This is a genomic window from Fluviicola sp. (assembly GCF_039596355.1).
Classification (GTDB): domain Bacteria; phylum Bacteroidota; class Bacteroidia; order Flavobacteriales_D; family Crocinitomicaceae; genus Fluviicola.
Genome location: NZ_JBCNJW010000010.1, coordinates 93,231 through 115,847, shown reverse-complemented (window position 1 = coordinate 115,847; position 22,617 = coordinate 93,231). Strand labels below are relative to the sequence as shown.

23 protein-coding genes are annotated in these 22,617 nt (G+C 44.4%); 17 read left to right on the top strand and 6 right to left on the bottom strand.

The features are described from left to right. The first annotated feature begins 5 nt into the window (after positions 1-5). Positions 6-878 (top strand): helix-turn-helix transcriptional regulator, encoded by an 873-nt coding sequence (locus ABDV94_RS16450; RefSeq protein ID WP_343748306.1) that lies wholly within the window; start codon positions 6-8, stop codon positions 876-878. Positions 879-990: 112 nt separating this feature from the next. Here ABDV94_RS16450 and ABDV94_RS16445 read toward each other — a convergent pair whose 3' ends face one another. Continuing rightward, positions 991-1,992, bottom strand: coding sequence for an NAD(P)H-dependent glycerol-3-phosphate dehydrogenase (locus tag ABDV94_RS16445; RefSeq protein WP_343748305.1), 1,002 nt, complete (start codon positions 1,990-1,992; stop codon positions 991-993). Between the two features lie 116 nt (positions 1,993-2,108). Here ABDV94_RS16445 and ABDV94_RS16440 point away from each other — a divergent pair, with 116 nt between their 5' ends. Genes ABDV94_RS16440 through ABDV94_RS16430 form a run of 3 tightly spaced genes read left to right on the top strand, consistent with a single transcriptional unit; the run spans position 2,109 to position 3,996 of the window. Beyond that, complete coding sequence (locus ABDV94_RS16440) at positions 2,109-2,543, top strand: Rid family hydrolase (protein WP_343748304.1); 435 nt, start codon at positions 2,109-2,111, stop codon at positions 2,541-2,543. Between the two features lie 7 nt (positions 2,544-2,550). Continuing rightward, positions 2,551-3,135 carry a DUF2892 domain-containing protein gene (locus tag ABDV94_RS16435; protein ID WP_343748303.1) on the top strand — a complete coding sequence of 195 codons (585 nt, stop codon included), beginning with the start codon at positions 2,551-2,553 and terminating at the stop codon, positions 3,133-3,135. Between the two features lie 6 nt (positions 3,136-3,141). Next, positions 3,142-3,996, top strand: a complete 855-nt coding sequence (locus ABDV94_RS16430) for a class I SAM-dependent methyltransferase (RefSeq protein WP_343748302.1) — start codon at positions 3,142-3,144, stop codon at positions 3,994-3,996. Positions 3,997-4,106: 110 nt separating this feature from the next. Here ABDV94_RS16430 and ABDV94_RS16425 read toward each other — a convergent pair whose 3' ends face one another. From ABDV94_RS16425 to ABDV94_RS16410, 4 genes are read right to left on the bottom strand one after another with little or no spacing between them, the layout of a single operon-like run. Then, positions 4,107-4,787 (bottom strand): response regulator transcription factor, encoded by a 681-nt coding sequence (locus ABDV94_RS16425; RefSeq protein WP_343748301.1) that lies wholly within the window; start codon positions 4,785-4,787, stop codon positions 4,107-4,109. Then, a complete protein-coding gene (locus ABDV94_RS16420; protein ID WP_343748300.1) occupies positions 4,751-5,557 on the bottom strand; it encodes an ATP-binding protein in 807 nt (268 codons plus the stop codon). Before ABDV94_RS16420 ends, ABDV94_RS16425 begins: the two co-directional genes overlap by 37 nt. Further along, the gene (locus ABDV94_RS16415) at positions 5,530-6,177 is read right to left on the bottom strand and encodes a hypothetical protein (RefSeq protein ID WP_343748299.1); all 648 of its coding nucleotides are present in this window, start codon (positions 6,175-6,177) and stop codon (positions 5,530-5,532) included. The genes ABDV94_RS16420 and ABDV94_RS16415 overlap by 28 nt, the downstream gene beginning before the upstream one ends. Positions 6,178-6,181: 4 nt before the next feature. Next, complete coding sequence (locus ABDV94_RS16410; RefSeq protein ID WP_343748298.1) at positions 6,182-6,511, bottom strand: hypothetical protein; 330 nt, start codon at positions 6,509-6,511, stop codon at positions 6,182-6,184. A 227-nt stretch (positions 6,512-6,738) separates the two neighbouring features. Here ABDV94_RS16410 and ABDV94_RS16405 point away from each other — a divergent pair, with 227 nt between their 5' ends. Next, complete coding sequence (locus ABDV94_RS16405; RefSeq protein ID WP_343748297.1) at positions 6,739-6,945, top strand: DUF3606 domain-containing protein; 207 nt, start codon at positions 6,739-6,741, stop codon at positions 6,943-6,945. A gap of 80 nt (positions 6,946-7,025) precedes the next feature. On the opposite strand, the gene ABDV94_RS16400 is transcribed toward ABDV94_RS16405, so the two are convergent. Continuing rightward, positions 7,026-8,975, bottom strand: coding sequence for a YgiQ family radical SAM protein (locus ABDV94_RS16400; RefSeq protein WP_343748296.1), 1,950 nt, complete (start codon positions 8,973-8,975; stop codon positions 7,026-7,028). 205 nt (positions 8,976-9,180) lie between these two features. Between ABDV94_RS16400 and ABDV94_RS16395 the strand changes: the two genes are divergently transcribed. The 12 genes from ABDV94_RS16395 (at position 9,181) to accB (ending at position 22,615) form a co-directional block, all read left to right on the top strand. Beyond that, positions 9,181-9,933: a glucose 1-dehydrogenase gene (locus ABDV94_RS16395; protein WP_343748295.1), complete on the top strand. Its 753-nt coding sequence runs from the start codon at positions 9,181-9,183 to the stop codon at positions 9,931-9,933. Between the two features lie 147 nt (positions 9,934-10,080). Further along, entirely contained in the window at positions 10,081-11,031 is a 951-nt protein-coding gene (locus ABDV94_RS16390; RefSeq protein ID WP_343748294.1) for a hypothetical protein, read from the top strand. Between the two features lie 72 nt (positions 11,032-11,103). Beyond that, positions 11,104-14,973 carry a hypothetical protein gene (locus tag ABDV94_RS16385; protein ID WP_343748293.1) on the top strand — a complete coding sequence of 1,290 codons (3,870 nt, stop codon included), beginning with the start codon at positions 11,104-11,106 and terminating at the stop codon, positions 14,971-14,973. Positions 14,974-15,109: 136 nt separating this feature from the next. Next, complete coding sequence (locus ABDV94_RS16380; RefSeq protein ID WP_343748292.1) at positions 15,110-15,568, top strand: MarR family transcriptional regulator; 459 nt, start codon at positions 15,110-15,112, stop codon at positions 15,566-15,568. An 86-nt stretch (positions 15,569-15,654) separates the two neighbouring features. Then, on the top strand, positions 15,655-16,536 hold the full coding sequence (locus tag ABDV94_RS16375; RefSeq protein WP_343748291.1) for a DUF4349 domain-containing protein: 882 nt from the start codon (positions 15,655-15,657) through the stop codon (positions 16,534-16,536). A 103-nt stretch (positions 16,537-16,639) separates the two neighbouring features. Beyond that, complete coding sequence (locus ABDV94_RS16370; RefSeq protein ID WP_343748290.1) at positions 16,640-18,037, top strand: leucyl aminopeptidase family protein; 1,398 nt, start codon at positions 16,640-16,642, stop codon at positions 18,035-18,037. Between the two features lies 1 nt (position 18,038). Next, positions 18,039-19,154, top strand: a complete 1,116-nt coding sequence (pdxA, locus tag ABDV94_RS16365; RefSeq protein ID WP_343748289.1) for a 4-hydroxythreonine-4-phosphate dehydrogenase PdxA — start codon at positions 18,039-18,041, stop codon at positions 19,152-19,154. A gap of 143 nt (positions 19,155-19,297) precedes the next feature. Next, positions 19,298-19,918, top strand: a complete 621-nt coding sequence (locus tag ABDV94_RS16360) for a DUF177 domain-containing protein (protein ID WP_343748288.1) — start codon at positions 19,298-19,300, stop codon at positions 19,916-19,918. A 21-nt stretch (positions 19,919-19,939) separates the two neighbouring features. Beyond that, on the top strand, positions 19,940-20,131 hold the full coding sequence (gene rpmF / locus ABDV94_RS16355; RefSeq protein ID WP_309281773.1) for a 50S ribosomal protein L32: 192 nt from the start codon (positions 19,940-19,942) through the stop codon (positions 20,129-20,131). A gap of 27 nt (positions 20,132-20,158) precedes the next feature. Beyond that, positions 20,159-21,100 (top strand): phosphate acyltransferase PlsX, encoded by a 942-nt coding sequence (plsX, locus tag ABDV94_RS16350; RefSeq protein ID WP_343748287.1) that lies wholly within the window; start codon positions 20,159-20,161, stop codon positions 21,098-21,100. 1 nt (position 21,101) lies between these two features. Continuing rightward, positions 21,102-22,091 (top strand): beta-ketoacyl-ACP synthase III, encoded by a 990-nt coding sequence (locus ABDV94_RS16345; RefSeq protein ID WP_343748286.1) that lies wholly within the window; start codon positions 21,102-21,104, stop codon positions 22,089-22,091. A gap of 35 nt (positions 22,092-22,126) precedes the next feature. After that, positions 22,127-22,615 (top strand): acetyl-CoA carboxylase biotin carboxyl carrier protein, encoded by a 489-nt coding sequence (gene accB / locus ABDV94_RS16340; protein ID WP_343748285.1) that lies wholly within the window; start codon positions 22,127-22,129, stop codon positions 22,613-22,615. Positions 22,616-22,617 lie beyond the last annotated feature (2 nt).

Here is a 22,617-nt window from a genome sequence, read left to right as displayed (position 1 = left end):
CAGCCATGCAATTCCCCCGACTCCCCATCGAAAAATTTGATGAAAACGGCTTGTTTCAAGCTTTTTACGTCAATCGATTTTCCGAACATTTAAAAAAATACCATTCGGACATTACGCATCCGCACAAGCATGATTTCTACCTCACCGTATTTTTTCAATCCGGAAAAGGCAGGCACGACATTGATTTTAATGCATACCCGATCCGTCCGAATGCGGTCTTTTTTCTTCAGCCGGAACAGATTCACCATTGGGAATTCGAGGAAGATGCGGAAGGATGGATTTTGTTTCACTCTGAGGATTTTTACCGGTTCTACTCAGCGCATTTCGATTTGTACCTCTGGCCTTTCTTTCAATCACGCATAGTTGTACCGATGCTGGAGATCGACTCCCAAACGGCTGAAAAACTCCAGCTGCGATTTGCCGAAATCATGGATGAATACCAGGAAAACACAGCGCATTCCTTCCTAAAAATTGCCAGTCTCACACAACTGATTTATTCCGATCTTTCCCGGGTTTATATTGCAAAGGAGCAGCAGACGGATTCCGGGAAGAACAGCCGGTACCAGGATCATTTTCACCGGTTCACACTTTTGCTGAATCAATTTTATACACAGCATAAAAATCCGTCGGACTATGCTTCGAAACTAGCGATGACAACCAAACACCTGCACCGGATTTGCCTGGCATGCAGCGGAAAAAGTACCAGCCAGCTGATTGCTGAGCGGTTAATCCTGGAAGCGAAGCGCAAACTGGTCAGCGAGTCGAAGAGTATTGCTGAAATTGCCGATGAACTGGGATTTGAGAACTACCCGTATTTTCATTTGTTTTTTAAAAAGCATTGCGGGGAGACGCCGAAGCAGTTTCGAGAGCGGAGTTAAATGATCCGTTTTAAGAAAATCAGAGACAAGACTCTAGGAGTCAGGACAAAGAATTCTTTTCAAAAGAAAGGGCTTGCCAATTCGTAATTCGGAATTAGGAATTCGTAATTGATTAAGCAAGCTTATCCGTCAGGATTTTCATCTCAATCACCGGAGAGATCTTTTCGTACAGGATGTTGTAAACCGCTTCGAGGATCGGCATGTCTACCTGGAACTTTTTATTGATTTCCTTGACACATTTAGTGGCGTAATACCCTTCGGCAATCATGTCCATTTCCAATTGTGCGGTTTTTACGGAATATCCTTTTCCGATCATGAATCCGAATGTTCTGTTCCGGGAGAATTTCGAATAGGCAGTTACCAGCAAATCGCCGAGGTAGGCGGATGATTTCACATCCCGGTGGATCGGGCTTACTTCATCGATGAAGTTTTCGATTTCCTGGATCGCATTCGCAATCAAAACCGACTGGAAGTTGTCTCCATAACCCAAACCGGCACAGATGCCGGAAGCCAGGGCGTAGACGTTTTTCAATACCGCCGAAAGTTCCGTTCCGAACAAATCATCCGACGTGGTGGTTTTAATATAACGACAAGCCAGCATTCTGGCCATTTCTTCTGCAATTCCTTCGTGCTGACAAGCAACAGTCAGGTAAGACAAACGCTCCAGTGCGACTTCTTCTGCATGACAAGGGCCGCAGATGATCCCGATGTCTTTATAGGGAGTTCCGAATGTTTTATGGAAAAAACGCGCCGGAATGGCATTGTATTCGGGAACGATCCCTTTTACTGCCGAGAATACCACCTTTCCTTTAAACAATTCCGGCGTAGTGTCTTTAAACAATTCAACCAGGAAAGCGGAAGGTGTTGCAACGATCAACACATCGCTGCGGTGAATGATCTCTTCCAGCTTGTTGGAAACGTGAATCTGGTTCAAATCGAATTCAACCGACTGCAAATAAGTTGGGTTGTGCTTGTATCTCAAAATATGAGCTACCTGATCTTCCCGCCGAACAAACCAGTTTACCTGTGCAAAATTATTACACAATATCTTCACCAGAGCGGTAGCCCAACTACCTCCTCCAATGACTCCTACGGTTCTCATTCGCTTATTCATAGTCTTGGCAAATGTACATATAATTCCGTTCGTTGTATTCAATGACGCCGTTTAGAGCATGGAAAATAATTCGTTATGGAATCTGGGAGAAAGCACTATCTTTGCTAAAAAATTTTATGTCAGAAGCTTCACGTATTTCCACAAACAAGGCTCCGAAACCGGTTGGTTTGTATCCGCATGCGCGCAAAGTAGGCAACCTCCTTTTTTTATCAGGAGTTGGTCCGAGAGTAGCGGGTTCCGATGATATCGACTCTGCAGTTCCGGGATTGAAACTGGATAAGAACGGAAACTTCATCGAATTTGATTTCGAAGCGCAATGCAGAAGCGTTTTTGACAACGTACGCATCATCCTGGAGGAATCCGGATCCAGTTGGGATCAGTTAGTTGACGTGACGGTATTCCTGGTAAATATGAAACGTGATTTCCACGTATACAACCGGGTGTATGCGGAATATTTCAAGGACAACCTTCCGTGCAGAACGACTGTGGAAATCAATTCACTTCCTACCCCAATCGCTATTGAATTAAAGTGTATCGCAACAATTGACTAAATAAATTATGATCGGATTTGTTATTCGCAGCATCCTCGCTGCAGGACTATTATTCTTAACTGTTTTCTCTTTTTATACCGGTTACTGGGGTTGGGGAATTTTCCTGATTTTCCCGTTGGCGCTCGTAATCCTGACGTTCATCTACAATGAAAACGTGGCGTTCATGATCAACCACATGCGTACCGGAAACCAGGAGAAAGCACAACGTGCCATTAACCGCATCACGGCTCCTCAATTCATTTTGTCTAAACGCCAGAGAGCTTATGTGATTTACATGCAGGCTTTGCTGAATGCACAGTCTTTCCCGCATGCAAAAGTGGAAACATTGTTGCGTCAGGCTATCCAAATGGGATTGAAAAGAGGACATGACAAAGCGATGGCGCGCATGCACCTGGCAGGAATTTGTGTTCAAACCGGACGCAGACAAGAAGCTGTTACCTTATTGGCTGAAGCGAAGAAAATGGACGACAGCGGAATGTTGAAAGATCAGATCAAAATGATGCAGGGGCAACTTCAGAATGCTCCTTCCAAAAATCAGATGCGTATGGCGCAAATGATGGGAGGTCGTAAGAAAATGCCTAAAATGCGCTAATCTTTGATGAAATCGTTTGGTGCGTTTCCCGAGAATTACGAGCTGATTGATGCCGGAGGTGGCAGAAAATTAGAGCGCTGGGGAACGATTATTACCATCCGTCCGGAACACCAGGCTTATTTTGCCGCAGTCCGTTCTAAAAAAGAATGGCAGGATCTTGCACATTGGGAATTTCTTCCCAAATCAGAAGGGTCTTTACAGGGAACCTGGAAAAAACTCAAGCCGGACGCACCGGATGAATGGATTTTCACGACGCATTCCGATGCGGCATTTACACTGCGCATTACCAACAACAAACACGTCGGGCTGTTCCCGGAACAACACATCAACTGGGAATTCATTTCGGAATCCCTGGATGCTTCCAAACGCTTCCTGAATGCCTTTGCTTATACCGGAGCGGCTTCTGTTTTCGGACGTAAAAGCGGTGCGGAGGTGATTCACTGCGACAGTGTGAAACCGATGCTCGACTGGGGAAGACAAAATCAACTCAACTCCGGATTAGACGGAATCAAATGGGTGCATGAAGATGCCTTGAAGTTTATCCGCAGGGAAGTCAAACGCGGAAACACCTACGACCTGGTTCAGCTGGATCCTCCGGCATGGGGACTTGGAGCGAAAGGGGAAAAGTGGAAACTGGAAGACTTACTCGGAACACTTATTTTCGAAGCTTTTCAGCTTTTGAATAAATCCGGCGTTTTGATCATCAATACCTACTCACCAAAGGTCGATATCGCAACCATCAATCAATTGATACGGGAAACGGGAATCCGGGCTTCAAAAACCGAGAATTCGGAGTTGTGGCTTAAAGCTTCCAGCGGTAAGGAACTTTATTACGGAATCCTGACGCGGATTTACAAGTAAGTTATCAGGCCAAAAGTAAAAAATAGGCTCTACAGCTCAGTAATAACAAGGGGTTCGCAATATTGCGATATTGCATTTTGAAGCTGTGAAAAGAATCGGGTTTTACGTTGTTATTTCGGCTTCTGGCTGACGATTCCATTCTGAATTGCGTACATCACCAATCCAACCACGTTTCTCGCTCCCACTTTGTTCATCATCAATGTTCGTGCACTTTCAATCGTTCTTCTGCTTTTGAACAATTTATCTGCAATTTCCTGGGTCGTCATTTCATTACAAATCATCTCCAGGATGACCATTTCATTCGGGTTAAATACCGCAGTCGAAATTTCTTCAAAAGCCGGCTGAATCTTTCCTGCATGAACCATTTTCGCAATAAACATTTTAGAAGTCCGATCGTTCAGATAATATCCCGTTTCAACTGCCGAACGAATTGCAAGTTGAATTTCCTCAGCGTCATCGTCTTTCGACAAATAACCATTTGCTCCGTTTTCGATTGCCAATTCCACAAATTCCGTATCGTCATACATGGACAGTAACAATACTTTAATCCCCGGGAACATGGCTCGGATTTCTTTGGTTGCTTCAATCCCATTCTTCACCGGCATTCTGAAATCAATCAGAATCAAATCTACCGGAGTAGTTGACAAAGCATCAATGAGTAATTGTCCGTTTTCAACGGACAGCACCACCTCGAATCCATCAATGTCGTTCAACAGCTTGACCAATCCGTTTCTGAAAATAGATTGGTCTTCGGCTATGCCGATTCTAATTTTGTTTCTATCGCTTGCCATGTTAGTGTCACTTTAGTTCCCGGATTCAGTAATTCGTAGTCAATTTCTGCCTGAATCTGCTGACTCCGGCTTTCAATATTCTTTAATCCCAGACTTTGGGATTTTAATTTATCTTCTTTCGTTGGAATAAACCCTTTTCCATTATCTGTAAGTACAATAACGACTCCTTCTTCATTCTGTTCGAGTACCAGGTTTATTTCCGTTGCTTCAGCATATTTCAGGATATTATTGATCAACTCTTGTATGATCCGGTAAATTCCCAGACTTACCTCACGGGTCTGCGATTCGTGTTTCGGGTCGTTTGCTGCTATTACAGAAAACTTAACGGATTGAACCTGCTGCGAAAGCGTGTTTACCAGACTTTTCACCGCCGGAATCAACCCTAATTCTTCCAGGATACTTGGCAATAAGCGGTTAGACAAGCTTCGCACTTTCCCAATAGTGATTTGGACTCCTTCGTTTAACAGCCTGCGCTCATCGTCATTAATCGGCAGTGATGCAAACGACAATTTCAGTGCAGTAAGGGAAGACCCGATATCATCGTGCAGTTCAATCGCAATTCTTCGCTGCTCCAGTTCTTTTGCATCCAGAACGGCATGAACCAACTCATTCTTATAATTCAGTTCCAACTGAATCATTTCCTGACGCTTGCGACGCATTTTCTGCTGGTACAAAACAGCAAACATGATGATACTCAATGACATGATAAACATGGCCAATGTACCGATGATTAACAAGAGTCCTAAGTTGGATGGTGCCTGCTGATCCATAAAGCATATGAATATAACACATTATAAAATATAATCAGGCTTAAATTAACTTTATTCAAAATCGAGAGAATACCTGATCCGAAATAACCCGAAATGAGATAATTGTAAAGCACGTCGTATATCAAACTACCCGAGTGTCCCAAAAATATAACAGCTCCGAGAATAAAATAAACATCTTTAAACGGGTTAAAGACTTTTTCCATCCGAAACATTTCAACAAAATAGCTGATGATAATAAAAGCCACATAAACAAAAGCGATTCCCGTCTGTACCGAAGCATGCGCCAGCCAGTTATCAAACAGATTCGTTAAAGTAGTTAATGTAATTGCTAAAACAAATGCAATCAGGAGCAGCAGTCTGTTTCCCTTTCTGGAAAATTGGTTAAAAAAGAAAATACTTGGAAAAACCAATTCGGCATACAGGTAAACACGGTAAAGCCATAGGTTATTAATCCCATTTCTTGCGAGAATGAAACTTACTATTTCAACACAAAGTCTGAATAGCATATAGACCCACAATATCTTTCCGATAAAAGGAAGGCGCTTCTGAATCAAAAGCGCCAATCCCATGCCTATTGGAAAAATGTAAGATGAAAAAACTACATACTCCCAGCCTTCCATATCATTATTTTAACCCGCCTTTCAAATCAGCGTTTAGTGGGTTTGTACCGCTACAATTAGGAGGACATCTTTGGCCGACATCAAGAATAACATCCAACAAATCATTTTCAGCAGAGTCTGCTCCAACAAGTACTAATGATGACTTTCCGTCTACATCCTTACCCAGATATATCCGGATTCCCTGACAGTCACTCTGAGCTAAAATTTCTTCAATGTGATTTCTACCATAAAACGCTCCAAGTACACCGTCCTGATTACCTATACGGTATCTTAATGTTAGCGCTGCTCCCTCAGCCAAAGAAATCTTTGAACCTTCATTTCCATTAAATGACATAATAATATAGTTTAAGTTATACAGTCTAATATTAGAGGGAATAAATTGAACTTCCAAACCCCTAAAAATGGAAATCCAAATAGAGCCTTGATTTTAACACAATTAATCTTATCAACAATTGAAAAAAATGTGGTTTTCCGCAATGCATTTTCAGTAAAAATACGGTTGTTTAAGTCAAAGTACCCGCATACATTTGTCTCAAGAAAAGAAATTAATTCATTGTTCAAATGTTACACAACCTAGTAAACAAACCAAGAGTGGATATTCACAACAAGACGAATATCAGCTATTGGAGTGGTGAGTTGAAATGTTCAGAAGAAGAATTGCTTTACTGCATTTCTAAGGTGGGTTCTTCCGTCAGTGCGATTGAAAGCTACCTGCACATGAACAAATCACTTCTACAGGTTTGGTCGTCGCGGGATATCGCGTTTTGAACAAAGGCAAGGCATTAGATAGCAACAGGCCGTAAAGAAATTACCACTTCCACTTTCACTGAGTTTTCGCGGTCTGTTGCTTACTTTTTCTTCCTTCGTTCGCTCAACCAGCCTGGAACATTGGTTCCACCTTTATCCGGAGTTTTTCCGTGGTTTTTGTTACCAGTTCTACTATTCACCATATGATTCGGATGCTGATCCCCCAATAACTGGGAGATCAGCTCTGGTCTTTTAGCCTTCGTTAAACGATCTTTGATCCAATCCCTGTTTTCGCGCTTGTACCAGAAGAAAAAACGGTTCTGATTTTTCTTCTCATCGGCTCCTTTCGCAGTATAAATCGGTTTCAGGGTGTACGGATGAACACCGGTGTAATAGATCACTTCCGAAACCGTCATCGGAGTCGGAGTAAAATCCTGTACCTGTTCCAACTGAAACCCCATGTCTTTGGTCTCCGCAGCCAGGTTAGCCATATCTGCTTCTTCACATCCCGGGTGAGAAGAAATGAAGTATGGAATCAAAGGCTGATTCAGGTTATTCTTCTCCGAAATGCGGTCATATTTCTCTTTGAATTTATGGAAGTACTTGAAAGACGGCTTGCGCATCACACGCAAAGTAGCATCGGAAGTATGTTCCGGGGCCACTTTCAAACGTCCGCTCACATGCCGCGTGATCAATTGCTCGATGTATTCATCGTGATTTCCGTCTTCGTTGTTCTTATTGAAATCGTCTACCAGGAGGTCATAACGCACTCCGGAACCCACAAACGCCTTTTTGATCTTCGGATGTGCATCAATTTTCCGGTACAAATCCGTCATGGCTTTGTGCGATGTATCGAGGTTGTTACAAATAACCGGGTGAATACAACTCGGGCTGGAACAACGCTCACAAATCGATTCGACTTTTCCTTTCATGCGGTACATATTCGCTGAAGGACCACCGATATCTGACAAATAGCCTTTAAATTCCGGGTGTTTCACTACCTCATCGATCTCGTTAAGAATGCTTTTTTCCGAACGGGACGAAATGAATTTTCCCTGGTGTGCGGAAATCGTACAGAAACTACATCCTCCGAAACAACCGCGGTGCATGTTGATCGAGAACTTGATCATTTCATAAGCCGGGATCGTGCCGCGCTTTTTGTATTTCGGATGTGGCAAACGCGTATACGGCATATCGAACGACTGATCCATTTCCTTTTCGGTCATGGTGCGGTATGGCGGGTTGATCACGAGTGTCTGACCACCTACCTGCTGCACAATGCGGTTTGCTTTGAGTTTATTCGATTCGACCTCTACGATCTTGAAGTTGGCGGCATAAGCGAGTTTATTCTTCTGGCATTCTTCATGACTTGCCAGCTCAACAGTTTCCCATTGCTTGTTCTTCGGTAATTCCTTTGAACCATCCTGCAGAAACGCCACCTGGTTCACTGTTGTCAATGAACTGAACGGAACTCCTTTTTTCAACAAGCGCAGCAAATCTCTCAGGGGTTGTTCACCCATTCCGTATACCAGCAGGTCTGCCTGCGAATCAACCAGGATAGAAGGAAGCAGTTGGTCTTTCCAGTAATCGTAATGTGTTACTCTTCGCAGGGAAGCTTCAATACCGCCGATCAAGACCGGAACATCCGGGTAGAGTTCTTTCAGGATCTGCGTATAAACCGTTGTGGCATAATCGGGACGGAACCCGGAAACACCGCCCGGTGTGTAGGCATCTGTTGAGCGCAGTCGTTTTCCAGCCGTGTAATGGTTTACCATTGAATCCATACAACCAGCGGTTACACCGAAGAAATATTTCGGCTTCCCGAGTTTTTTAAAATCACGTAAATCATCCCGCCAGTTTGGCTGTGCAATAATCCCGATCTTAAACCCCTCGCTCTCAATGATCCGACCGATAACTGCCGTACCAAAAGCCGGGTGATCCACGTAGGCATCACCGGAAATCAGGATTACATCCAGTTCATCCCAGCCCCTCTTTTCAACTTCTTTCTTAGTAAGTGGGAGCCAGTCTGTTATCGGTCTTTCAAATTCCATTTGGCAAAGTTACGGAAAAAGAGCCGTTTAAGCCTAACCCCCGGCGCTTTTGTGTTGTATTAACAATTCCCTCAGCAGAAACAAATACCCAAAAAAGATTTACCCGGGTAACTAAATGTTAAATTTCCGTAAAGATCGTGCAAAATTATTGTTTTACAGCCCGGCTATTGGTAGCTTTAAGGAATAAATTTTAAACCGTTTAATCATGGCTTTATTAAAAGGAAAAGTAGCGTTCGTATCCGGTGGCGGATCGGGAATTGGTCGCGCTGTAGCTGAAACCTACGCAAAAGAAGGTGCAAAAGTTGTTATCGCTGATATCGACGAAACGCATGGCGCAGAAACTGTTAAAGCAATAACGGATGCAGGTGGCGAAGCATTCTTCGTGAAAGGAGATTCAAGTAAAGCAGAAGACAATAAGCGCTTCGTAGAAGAAACCGTTGCAAAATACGGACGATTGGACGTAGCTTGTAACAATGCCGGTATCGGAGGCCCTGCCTTACCGACTGGAGAATACCCGATCGACGGATGGGACAAAGTCATTGCCCTGAACCTGAGTGGTGTGTTCTACGCCTGTCGTTACCAATTGGAACAAATGGAAAAGAACGGAGGCGGAAGCATCGTGAATATTGCATCCATCCACGGTACGGTTGCTGCTCCGAACAGTCCGGCATATACCGCATCCAAACACGGCGTAGTAGGATTAACCAAAAATATCGCGGCAGAATACGGTCAGAAAAACATCCGTTGTAATGCAGTAGGCCCGGGCTACATTGAAACACCATTGCTTACCGCACATCTCGACAAAGCTGCGATGGAATACATTGCTTCCAAAGCAACAATGAACCGTTTGGGAACACCGCAGGAAGTAGCTGATTTGGTGACATTCTTAAGCTCAGACAAATCTTCGTTCACTACCGGAAGTTACGTTATTGCAGACGGAGGTTATACTTCTATCTGATTTTGCAGTGAAACAGCTCATCAGGGAGATGTCGTCCGTGAAAACGCGCGGTGTCTCTCTGATATTGAAAACCAGCCACAACAAAATTATTTTTTCAATTCACAATTCGGCATCAGGCATTCGCAATTATTCATTACTTTTAAATGAATGAAACGATTGACTGTTTGCCTCTTACTTTTGTTAGGATTCACACTCGCTAACTGTACTGAAAAAAAGAAAGTTCCGGTTTCGCATACCGAAATAACGGCTGACCTGATTCATCCGCTTTATTTTCAGGAAGAGGTTTCCTCGCTCATTAATTTTCCCTTCTGGTTCAATGACAGCATCGTGGTCGGAAATAAAATCAAGCAGCTCACCGTCACATCTTTCAAAGGAGTTATTTCCGATACCGGCACATACAATGATTCGGACGACGAAACATTTCCCAAGCGGGCAATTATCTACACCTTCAATCAATCAGGCAGGCTGGTGCAGATGCAGATTACAGATTTTTCCGAAGGAATCGTGATTTCAAACCAATCGTTTCAGGTTGGAAAACCAGGAGCTCTGGGGTATTGCGAAGTGGTTCAGAAAGACAACCTTTACGGAGTCGAAAACAACACGTTTACGTATAAAACGAACCGAATCACACCGGATTATGCAGCATTTACCGCTTCAAATGACCTGGATTTGGTTCACTTTATCCTCAACAAAAAATACTTCGGGCCGCTTTCCGTAGATTCCATCGCCAATCCGCTTCCGAATGACTGGATTATTCTCGGGAAACCGGACAGACCTGAAAAACGCTACAAAGTACGGAACAAAGTGAAGGAGAAGTTCATTTCCAATTACAGCTACTATTCTTCCAATTACCCCAAAATGATTGCCAATGAAGACTATCCGTTCTTCAAAAAGCGTTATTTCAGCTACGAAAAAGGGCATTTTTCCGGTTACCTCGATTCGACCTTTATTGACAAAACATTTGTAACCTCTGTCAAATCATTCATTTATTACAACAGTAAAAAACTGCCTGAAAAAATGATTCACAAAAAAGAACACGTAGAAAGTGTGAATCACTATCAGACCCAGGAAATTTTCACCTATTCATTTTATGAATAAACAACTGATTTCCATTACTTTCGCAACACGCAATTAAATCGTCGTATTTCCATGATCAACAACTCTTTAAGCATGAAACTTCTTCCGGCTCTGTTTGTGTTATTCATTTCCTGCTTTGTTTCCGCACAAGTAGACCAGGTGACCATCGAAGGAAAAACCTACCTGGTCTATCCACATCAGCAGCAGGTTCAGAGCATGCAGGAATACTACCTGAATTTTGCAGACCGAAAAGAAGTCATCAAACGCGACGACCGCAATGAAAAGATTGTTTCTGTGACGGAAGAACCCATTACGGATCTGGAGAAAAAAGGAGCGATCAAATTCCCGAAATCGTCTAAAAAATACCTGAAAGACTTTGAGCAGATCCTGGAGCTCTACCCCTACTTCCTGGTCACTACAGACAACAGCATTTCCATCGACCCGACACCGGCATTAGTCAACTTGCCGGATGGTGACTATGTGATGTTCTACCGCGATATTCCGTACATTTCAAAACGCGTGCTCCGCTACAAAAATGATATTGTAGCCGCATATTTTTCCATCCGGAACAATGCAATCTCCGGGCCGAGCACCTGGTTCAGCGCTGATGGAAAAGTGGTCAAATCCGGGAATTACGAAGACAGCGAGAAAAATGGCATGTGGAAAACATTTGATTACACGCTGAAGCCAGACACAGAATACAAATACGACCCGAACGAAAGCCTGGAAAACCGGTTTAAAAACATTCCGTATGATACCAACACCACCACGTTCCATTTCTCAAACGGGTTGAAGAACGGACCGTATACCGTTTACGAAAACAAAGAACTGATCACTTCAGGTCATTATACCAACGATGAAGAATCCGGTACGTGGGAGCTATACGAATTCAAAACCACTGTTTCTTTCGACAAGAAGAAGCAACTCATTATTACCAAAAGCAAAGACAAAGTACTGATCGACCGCTACACGATCCGGTCGGATAAAAAACGGGGGAAAACGCCGATCATCCGGCATGCAGTCATCCCTTACGAGTACTCCATGTACAACTATGAAGGTTCGCCCGCCGACTCCCTGGTGCTTCATAACAGTGGCGGAGACGAATCGATTGGTTATGGGGCAACGGGCGATTTTCCTGATTTCGGAACGTTCTTTGAAGTCCTGGAACAAGACACCAACGACCTGGAACTTCCGGAAGAAAGCTTTACCAGCTACGAAGGAGAGGAATCCTACTCTGAATACGGCGATTACGACTATGCCATGGAAGAACGCTACATGGAGCACTACAACCCGGAGGAATATTATGAAATAACCAACGGCAAACGATACACATTGAACGATCTCATTGATTCCATGGGGTATTTGTACAAATACGAAGGAGTCGTAGAACATTATTACAACAACGGCCAGCTTCAATACCGCTTCGAGGTAAAAGATGGAGCACTGGTCAAAGAAGAACCTGTTTACTGGGACAACGGAACCATTGCAAACGAAGTAGTGTTTGTTGCGGATTCGAATCAATATGTGCAGCGTTATTACGACTACAACGGAGTCAAATACTACGAAAGCTGGTATGATTCCAAAGGAAACATCCTTTCCAAATCAGACCAGGATCGTGGTTCATTCATTGATATCGACAACAAAAAATATGAGCGAAACCTGGGCCAGCCTACCTACATTTATTCGAGTGACGAGGAGTTGAAAACCGGTGAAATGCCGGAGCGCATCCTGCTGGTACAGGAACTGTTCAAAGTCAATTTGTCTGTTGCGAAGCAAATTGTTTTCTACCCGAAAACCAGAACACTTGAAGCTTTCCAGCGAAATCTGATGGGAGACACGGCAGTCAGGGAGGAAGTTGTTTTTTCGGAAGACTACCTGAATATGAACGCCGTAAGAACAACCCGTTTCAAAAACATCGAACTGCGCACCATTGAGAATGGGGTTTTGGATGAATACTGGAAAAACTACATTTCGGACACATTCACTATTGAGAAACTGGCTTTTTTCTGGGAATACAAATACAGCTATGACGGCGATCACGAAATCCGGGTAAACGGCAAACCTTTTACGGGAACCTTCAAACTGAATGATCAGAAAGGAAGTTTCAGCGTCAAAGCCAGCGATCAGTCCATTGTGATTACCCTTCCCAAGGATGCCGCCGACGTGAAACTATACCAATCAGCTGTAAAGGCATACCTGAAATCCGGTAAGCGTGCGGATATTCTCCTGGGGTATCTGCCGGAGTTTAACGGATCGAGCAGGTTGTCTCATGCCGTTTCGGGATTGTTCAACCACTTGTACGGAATTTTCCTTCCGATGTACGACTGGCAATCCTACGGACTGGATTCGAATGGCGAATCCGAAAACTATCCTCCCGATTTCAGAGCCGAAGCCAAACCTGATTCGTACATCTCCTCCACCGAAGGAAAATACCTGAACGGAAAACCCGAAGGCATCTGGACGTATAAAGATCAATTCGGAAAGGTTCGTTCAACCATCGGGTACAAAAATGGAGAAGCACATGGCGAGAGCTTCGATTATTCGGTCATCTATCCGAAAGCCAAACCGAAAAAAACAGATGAATACAGCTATGAATATGCGGATCCGCTAAGCCTGTTTGAAGAATATCCATCCAAAAAGACCTATTACCTGGACACAAAATGCGCCTTCAAAAACGGCGAACTGGAAGGCCCGATGGTTGAGCTAAACTGGAAGGGCGACACCCTGAGTTACGCAGTTTACAAAGACGGTGCGAAAGAAGGAGTTGAGTTCAAGCGGAACAAATTGTTCTACGCGCAATCCTATTATCAAAATGGATTCCTGGACGGAACGGTAAAAACTTACTTCACCTATCCGGGTCGGGATTCCATCCTGATCTTCGATCTGGCATTTAAGAACGGCATGCTCCAGGGACAATCCGTGGCATACCATGCAAACGGCAAGCTGGCGAAAAAAGGATTCTTCCTCAACGGCGAACCGATTGACGATTACGAAGCATACGACACGCTCGGATTCCGCTATCAGTATGTCAAATTCCAATACAACCAGCCGGTTGAAGAGAAAATCTGGGAAGAAAACGAATTGAGCGTGCGCTACGAATTCGACTGGCGCGATTCCATTCCGTTCAATTTCGGAGACATTACCGGAAGCACCAGCATCGAACAACTGATCTACCAGGCAGGTTTCTCCGATTACGGATTGTACGAACCCTATTACGGAAGACCAAGCCTCGTAAACAAATCCGGGATCGATTACAACATCACGAAATACTACCCGAATGACACCATTGCACGCATCGGAACCATTTCAAAAGGAGTGAAAACGGGCTGCTGGAAATACTTCAACTACTATGGGAAGAAACTCATGGAAGTGGAATATTTCGATACCATTATCCAGGTAAACGACAGCATCCGCTTCAAATCGAAAGGAATTTTGTATTACCTGGACGAGCACGACAATCCGCTGAGCAAAAGCTGGATCATTGAAAAATTCGAGAAATACGACTGCGCGCATACCGATCACAACGAGGAACGCATGCTCTACTGTTTCTGGGAAAAAGACAGCACACAGCACCGCAGAAACGGGTACGTCAAAAATTATTACGACAACGGATCCATTCAAAACGAGGGCTGGGTAAAAGACGGATTACCTACCGGAATCTGGAAAATCTACGATGTAAACGGAAACCTGAACCAGGTAGGCGAATACGTTCAGGGAAAACGCAACGGGCGCTGGTTGAAAGGCGATTTGGGCAGTGTTAAAAATATGAGCGATATCTGTCTGAATCCGAACCTGGAAAACCTGGACGCCATTTTAAGCTACCAGGAAAAATTGCTTGATGTGAGCGTCATTACTTACCGGATGGGGAAAGAATTGAAGCGAAAATACTACGGGATCAATATGAATAATGAAAGCGCACCGGAAGGTTACTATGGAGAAGAAATGGTTCCGGAAGGATATTAATCCCTGGCATTTCAAGGACTTAAACAACGGGCAACGAAATGGCCCGTTGTTCTGATTACTCAATAATCAACCCATTTCACTATTTCTTTCAGTCCTTGGTTACAATACATAACTGTTTTGTTTTTAACTTTATAGCATGATTGAAATCGAAAACAGCAATATGATCAAACTGATAGAGCTGATTGACTCTATCAAAGAAATCCGTTTTGTTATTCAGTCCTACTTCAAAAAGAAACTCAAAAACAATGATCTCGGAATCACCGTTGAGATGTTTGAAGTATTGGTAGTTCTTTCCCGGAGAAATCCGATCAATCAGCAGCAGATTGCGGATACCGTGCGCAAGAACAAGGCAAACCTCACTCCCATTATCGATAAGCTGTCAGCCAAAGATTTGGTGATGCGCCAGGAAGATGAAACGGATCGCCGGAACAAACTGATTGTTCTGACAGAAGCAGGAAAAAGCATGTGTAAAGTCTACAACGCCATGTTTGAAGAATTCTATGTCAAATTCCTGCAGGATATCGATCTGAACAACGTGGACAAGACCATTGCCATGCTCAAAAACCTCGGACAGCAGGTTTCCAGATCCAGTTAAAACAGGCTGAGCGGAGTCGAAGCCTGCTATCCCATTTTGAACGTTTATTTCTACAGCTTGTAGCATAGGAAACTAAACATTCAATAATGACACTTCTAATCATCACTAAATCGACAGGCATTGTGCTGCTCTCCGGTTTTCTTTTGGCTTGTTCCTCAAACAACGAAAGCAAAGAACGCAGATCCGCGCTCCAAAAAGACGATTTCCAAGCCGGAATTCAAATCAACAGCGAATCCGTCGCGGATTATTCCAACAACAAACCGACGTACTATGCCCAAGCGAACTCGGTGCAGCAAAAAAAGCTCGTCAAAACGGGAAACATCACCTTGAAAAGCCGGCGGATCGAACAAAGTAAAGCGTATCTAGACCAGGCACTACAATCCGTAAACGGGTATTACGACAAGGAATCATTCACCAAAACAGACGGGGAACTGCGCTACACCTTACGACTCCGGGTTCCGGAAGAAAAATTCAACCAGTTGCTCCTGGCTGTCAACCGCGGATCGGACGAAATCATTTCAAAAAATATCCGCGCCGAAGATGTCAGCGAAGAATACAACGACATCGAAACACGCCTGAAAAGCAAAAGAGCTTACCTGAAACGTTACCAGGAAATCATGAGCAGGGCCAAAAACGTAGACGAATTGCTCCAGATCGAAGGTCAGGTACGCCTGCTCATTGAAGAAATCGAAAGCCAGGAAGGCCGCATGCGATTCCTCGACAACCGTTCCGAATACGGCACGATCAATATCCGGTTATTTAAAACCCTGCCGCACAAAATGGTGGAACAGACAGATGAAGAAGGTTTTGGAACACATGCAGCAGACTCGTTTTCAACAGGCTGGCATGCCGTGACGGGCTTTGTACTTTGGCTGCTTTCTATCTGGCCGCTTCTGATCATCCTGGTTCCGGCAGGCATTTTCGGCAGTCGAAAACTGAGACGCTTTCTAAACAGGAAACCGCAATAAACAACTCCCAAATTCAAACGAAGTAAGCCGAATCAAACGGCAACTTTTCAATTCTCACTTTTGAATTAATAGTATCTTTACGATTCACATAATTTGGATCGATATGAATTTGAATACATCCGCCGTGTTCGACCAGCAAGAAGGCCTCGTTGTCCTTGTCGGGAAAAAGACCGAAACACAAACAAAACTTCCGAAAGTGATTTCCGAAGAACTGGAGACTTTTCAAAAAGATGAAAACGCACCATTTCTTCACCTGCCGATCAAAGGAAAACACTACGTTTTCATCAAAGATCAGGCAACGGACGAAAAGCAGCGCATCATGGGAAATAAACTCCGCGCCGCACTTCCGAAAGAGGTGAAAAGCATCTTCATCGACGGGGGGAAATCAAACAGTTTGCTTGTAGCAGAAGGTTTTGCGCTTTCCTGCTACCAGTACCTAAAGTACCGCAAGGAAGCGGCGAAAGAAAAATTCGCACTGGAAACCATTGATTTCAGCGCCAAAATCACTGCCGCTGCTATTTCCGAACTCAGCGCAACACTGAAAGCTGTTTTCTGGGCACGCGACCTGGTAAACGAACCGGTTTCCGGATTAAATGCAACACAGCTGGCTGAAGCTATCGAAGCAAAAGGAAAAGAAGCAAGTTTCTCTGTGACAGTATTGGAAAAATCCAAGATCGAAGCCCTGAAAATGGGCGGATTGCTGGCTGTGAACAAAGGTTCGGTAGATCCGCCTACATTCACGATCATCGAATACAAGCCGAAAAAACCAAGCAACAAAAAACCGATTGTTTTAATCGGAAAAGGGGTTGTTTACGATACCGGAGGCTTGAGTTTGAAGCCGACCGCCGGATCCATGGATTCCATGAAATCCGATATGGCTGGAGCAGCATGTATGGCAGGAACGATTTACGCCGCAGCAATGATGGAATTGCCGATCCACCTGATCGGGTTGATTCCTGCAACGGATAACCGTCCGGGATTGAATGCCTATGCTCCGGGAGACATCATTACGATGTATGACGGAACAACTGTTGAAGTTTTGAATACCGATGCAGAAGGACGCATGATCCTGGCAGATGCACTGGCCTATTCCGATAAATACAAACCGGAACTGGTCATCGATGCCGCAACACTGACCGGAGCTGCCGTACGCGCCATCGGGTCACGCGCATCCATTATCATGGGAAATGCCGACAAAAAATACTTCAACCTGCTCAACGAAGCCGGAATGGAAACCTACGAACGCGTGGTTGAATTCCCGTTCTGGGACGATTATTTCGACGAAATGAAATCCAAAATCGCCGATCTGAATAACCTCGGAAGCGGTTATGCCGGAATGATCACAGCAGGAAAATTCCTGGAGCATTTCGTGAAAGCACCGTATATCCACATGGACATTGCCGGACCTGCATTCCTTGACAGACCTCAGGATTACAGAGGATTCGGAGGAACAGGAACAGGAATCCGTTTATTGATCAACTTCTTAAAACGACTTTCATAAGATGGAAAAAGAGAAAGAAAAAATCAAAGAAGAAGGCCGTGCAAATCCAATCCGCGTAGGAATTTCCATTGGAGACATCAATGGAATCGGACCGGAAGTAGTGATCAAATCCCTGGCAGACAATCGCCTGCTGCTGGATTGCACACCGATCATTTATGCATCCTCCAAAACGATTTCATTTCATAAGAAAACACTCAACGAGCCGGAATTCAATTACCAAACGTGCAAAACAGCCAATGAAGCTGTGAACCGCAAGATCAACATTGTGAACGTTTGGAACGAAGAAGTTCAGTTCGACCTGGGAAAAGGAACCGAATCCAGCGGGAAATATGCATTCCTTTCCCTGGAACGTGCAACAGAAGACCTGGCGTCCGGGAAAATTGATGTCCTGGTGACTGCTCCTATTTCGAAAGAAGCTATCGGGAAAGCAGGATTCCAATTCCCGGGACATACCGAATACCTGGCTCATTTGGCCGGAAAAGAAGAAGCACTCATGATGATGGTAAGTGGCTCACTGCGGGTAGCATTGGTCACAACCCACCTTCCGCTGAAAGACGTTTCTGCGGCTCTGACCCGTGAAAAAATCGTTTCTAAAATCAAGGAGTTGGATAGCAGTCTCCGAAAAGATTTCGGCATTCAACGTCCACGAATCGCTGTTTTCGGCGTGAATCCGCATGCCAGTGAAAATGGAAAAATGGGAACCGAAGAAGCGGAAATCATTACTCCGGCTATCAATATGGCGAAAAGCGAAGACCTTCTGGCGTTCGGGCCGTTCCCGGCAGACGGATTCTTCGGAAGCCCGATCCGCAGTCAGTACGACGCCGTTTTAGCGATGTATCACGACCAGGGATTGGCCGCATTCAAAGCGCTTGCTTTTGAAGACGGGGTGAATTACACCGCCGGACTTCCGATCGTGAGAACGTCTCCGGATCACGGAACAGCTTTCGATATCGCAGGAAAAAACGAAGCAAACCCTCAATCCATGCGCAGCGCCATTTACCTGGCAATGGATATTTTCAAAACACGGAAATTCCTGAAAGAAGCCGGGGCAAATCCGTTACAGATCCAGGAATCACAGCAGCGCAAGCGCGGAGACAGACAACACGAAATCGAGTAGGCAAAAAAAGCATTTTCAGCTTGCTCAAAACGGATAACTAACAAGAGTGCAGACACGGAATAATCCGGTGAAAATTAAATTTTAATAGATTATCAACATCTATTCGTTTATTTTTTCTACCTTTGCCCTCCAATTTTTGTGTAGTGAAGAAATCTACGAATGAGTTCATAATCCATTTTGTCGGATTAAAAATAGGGACACATCGCTATGAGTTCGACATAGACAAATCGTTCTTTGAAGGTGTTGAAGACACGCTGATTGACGATGCTAACGTTCATGTAGAACTGGCATTGGACAAGAAGGAAACCATGATGATTGCGGAATTTTCGCTTTCAGGAACTGTCACCACTCCATGTGATCGCTGCAATGATCCGATGGAAGTGCAGATCCGGGGAGACTACCGCATCGTTTACAAGTTCGGAACAGAAGTTTCGGAAGATGAAAATCTGATCATCCTCCATCCGGAAGCGTTCGAACTGGATGTCGCAGCACCGATTTACGAGTTGTTGGTTATTTCATTACCGGCCCGCAGAATTCATCCGGAAGGAGCATGCAACGAAGAGGTAATGGATTTGTATAACAAGTATATTGTGAATGCAAATGAACCGGATGACGACGAAGACGATTACGAAGATTGGGATGAGGACGAAGATGATGAGGACTGGGACGACGAAGGAGAAGATGATTCCGATGAGGATGACGATGAACCGGATGACGACCGGCCGATAGATCCAAGATGGTCCGCATTGAAAAATTTGAATTAACGATTGAAATAAATAAGTAAAATGGCACATCCAAAACGCAGACAGTCGAGCACACGTCGTGACAAAAGAAGAACTCACGACAAAGCAATCGCGAAGAACATTGCAACTTGTCCTACAACAGGGCAGCCACATTTGTTCCACCATGCTCACTGGCATGAAGGCAAATTGTACTACAAAGGAAGAGTAGTAGCTGAGAAAGAAGTAGCGATTTAATTCGCTGTTTATTAAACATTCCTCCTGATGAAGATAGGAATAGATATTTTGGGCGGTGATTTTGCTCCCGATGCTAACATAGCCGGTGCTGTACTTGCCAGAAAAGAACTTCCTCAGGACGTGCGTCTCGTGTTGATTGGCGACCAGGATCAAATCCTGAGTGGCCTTAACGCGCTGAATGAAACTCCGGAAGCGTATGACATTGTGCATGCCCCGGATATCATCACGATGCATGACCATCCCACAAGAGCAATTCCAAATAAACCGAATAGCAGTATTGCGGTTGGTTTTGACTTGTTGGCAAAAAAGGAAATTGATGTTTTCGCAAGCACCGGGAATACCGGGGCAATGCTTGTTGGCGCAATCTACAAAATCAATACCATTGCCGGAATCATCCGTCCGTGTATTACATCCGTATTGCCGACAGTTGACGGTAACAACTCCATTTTACTGGATGTTGGAGCCAATGCTGATTGCAAACCCGATGTATTGTACCAATTTGCCGTACTGGGAAGCCTGTACGCCAAATGCGTATACGGTGTGGAGAATCCACGAATCGGGTTATTGAACATCGGTGAAGAAGAAACGAAAGGAAATTTACTGACGATTGCCGCTCACAAGCTGATGGCAGAATCGGACGAAATCAATTTCATCGGAAACATCGAAGGTCGTGATCTCTTTACAGGTCTGGCCGATGTAGTGGTCTGTGACGGATTCACCGGGAACATTGCTCTGAAGCAAGCCGAAGGCATTTACACCCTGATGCGCAAAAGAGGCATCCGCGACGAATACTTTGACCGTTTCAATTATGAAAGTTACGGCGGAACCCCTATTCTGGGAGTGAAGGGTAACGTCATTATCGGTCACGGAATCTCGAATGACAAAGCCGTGAAGAGTATGCTGCTCCACTCCTGGGAAGTGGCAAAATCGGATCTTACAAAAAACATTAACGACGCTTTTAATCAATAAAATGAGTAAAATCACAGCAGCAATAACAGGTATTTGCGGCTACCTTCCGGAGGAAGTAGTTACAAATGACGACTTAGCTAAAATTGTCGACACTTCTGATGAATGGATTACTTCGAGGACCGGGATTAAGGAGCGTCGCATTCTTCGTGATGGCGCTTGCTCCGATATCGCTGCAGCAGCAGTAAAAGGTCTTTTGGAGAAAACAAATACCGATCCGCTGGATGTCGAACTGGTGATTTTAGCAACCGTAACTCCGGATTATCCCTTCCCTTCTACAGCCAATGTGGTTTGTGATAAGCTGGGATTGAAAAACGCATGGGGTTACGATTTGATCGCAGCGTGTTCCGGTTTCATTTACGGTTTGCAAACAGGTGCCGGTTTCATTGAATCCGGAAAACACAAAAAAGTGATCGTAATCGGTGTAGACAAAATGAGTGCTATTCTCGACTACGAAGACCGCACAACGTGTGTGATTTTCGGTGACGGTGGTGGTGCAGTTTTGCTCGAGCCAAATACAGAAGGCCTCGGAATCCAGGATGCTATCCTGCGTTCAGACGGAGCCGGAAGACAATACTTGTATCAGCCTGCCGGAGGTTCCATGAACCCGCCGACACATGAAACAGTGGACAAGCGCATGCATTTTGTAAAACAGGAAGGAAAACAAGTGTTTAAATTCGCTGTGACAAACATGGCTGAAGTTTCTGCTGAGATCATGGAACGCAACAACCTGACCGCAGAAGACGTGGATTGGTTGGTTCCACACCAGGCAAACCTGCGCATCATTGATGCTACTGCAGACCGCATGGGCGTTCCGAAAGAAAAAGTAATGGTAAACATTCAACGATATGGAAATACAACTGCCGGAACTCTTCCACTGTGTTTGTGGGATTGGGAAAAGCAGTTGAAAAAAGGTGACAACCTCATTTTATCTGCCTTCGGTGGTGGATTTACCTGGGGAGCCATCTATTTGAAATGGGCTTATAATTCTTAAAAATCGAAAAAACAACTTTATTAAATTATACTGGTATGAATCTGAACGAAATCCAAGACTTAATCAAGTTTGTAGCAAAATCAGGTGTTACAGAAGTTGAAATTGAGCAAAAAGACTTTAAAATCACGATTAAATCAGAAAAAAAGTCTGATTCTCCAATCATCGTGCAAGCAACCGCTCCGGCGATCCCTCAAGTAGCGGCTCCGGTTATCGCGGCTCCTGCTCAGACAGCAACTGCTCCTGCGGCAACTCCGGCAGCTGCACCTGCAAGTGATGATTCAAAGTATATCACCGTGAAATCACCGATGATCGGAACGTTCTACCGTTCTTCCGGTCCGGACAAAGAGCCTTTCGTAAGCGTAGGACAATCTATCAACAAAGGAGAAACGGTTTGTATCATCGAAGCAATGAAATTGTTCAATGAAATCGAAGCGGAAATTTCCGGAAAAATCGTGAAGGTGTTGGTTGACGACTCTACACCAGTTGAATACGATCAACCATTATTTTTGGTAGATCCTGCTTAATT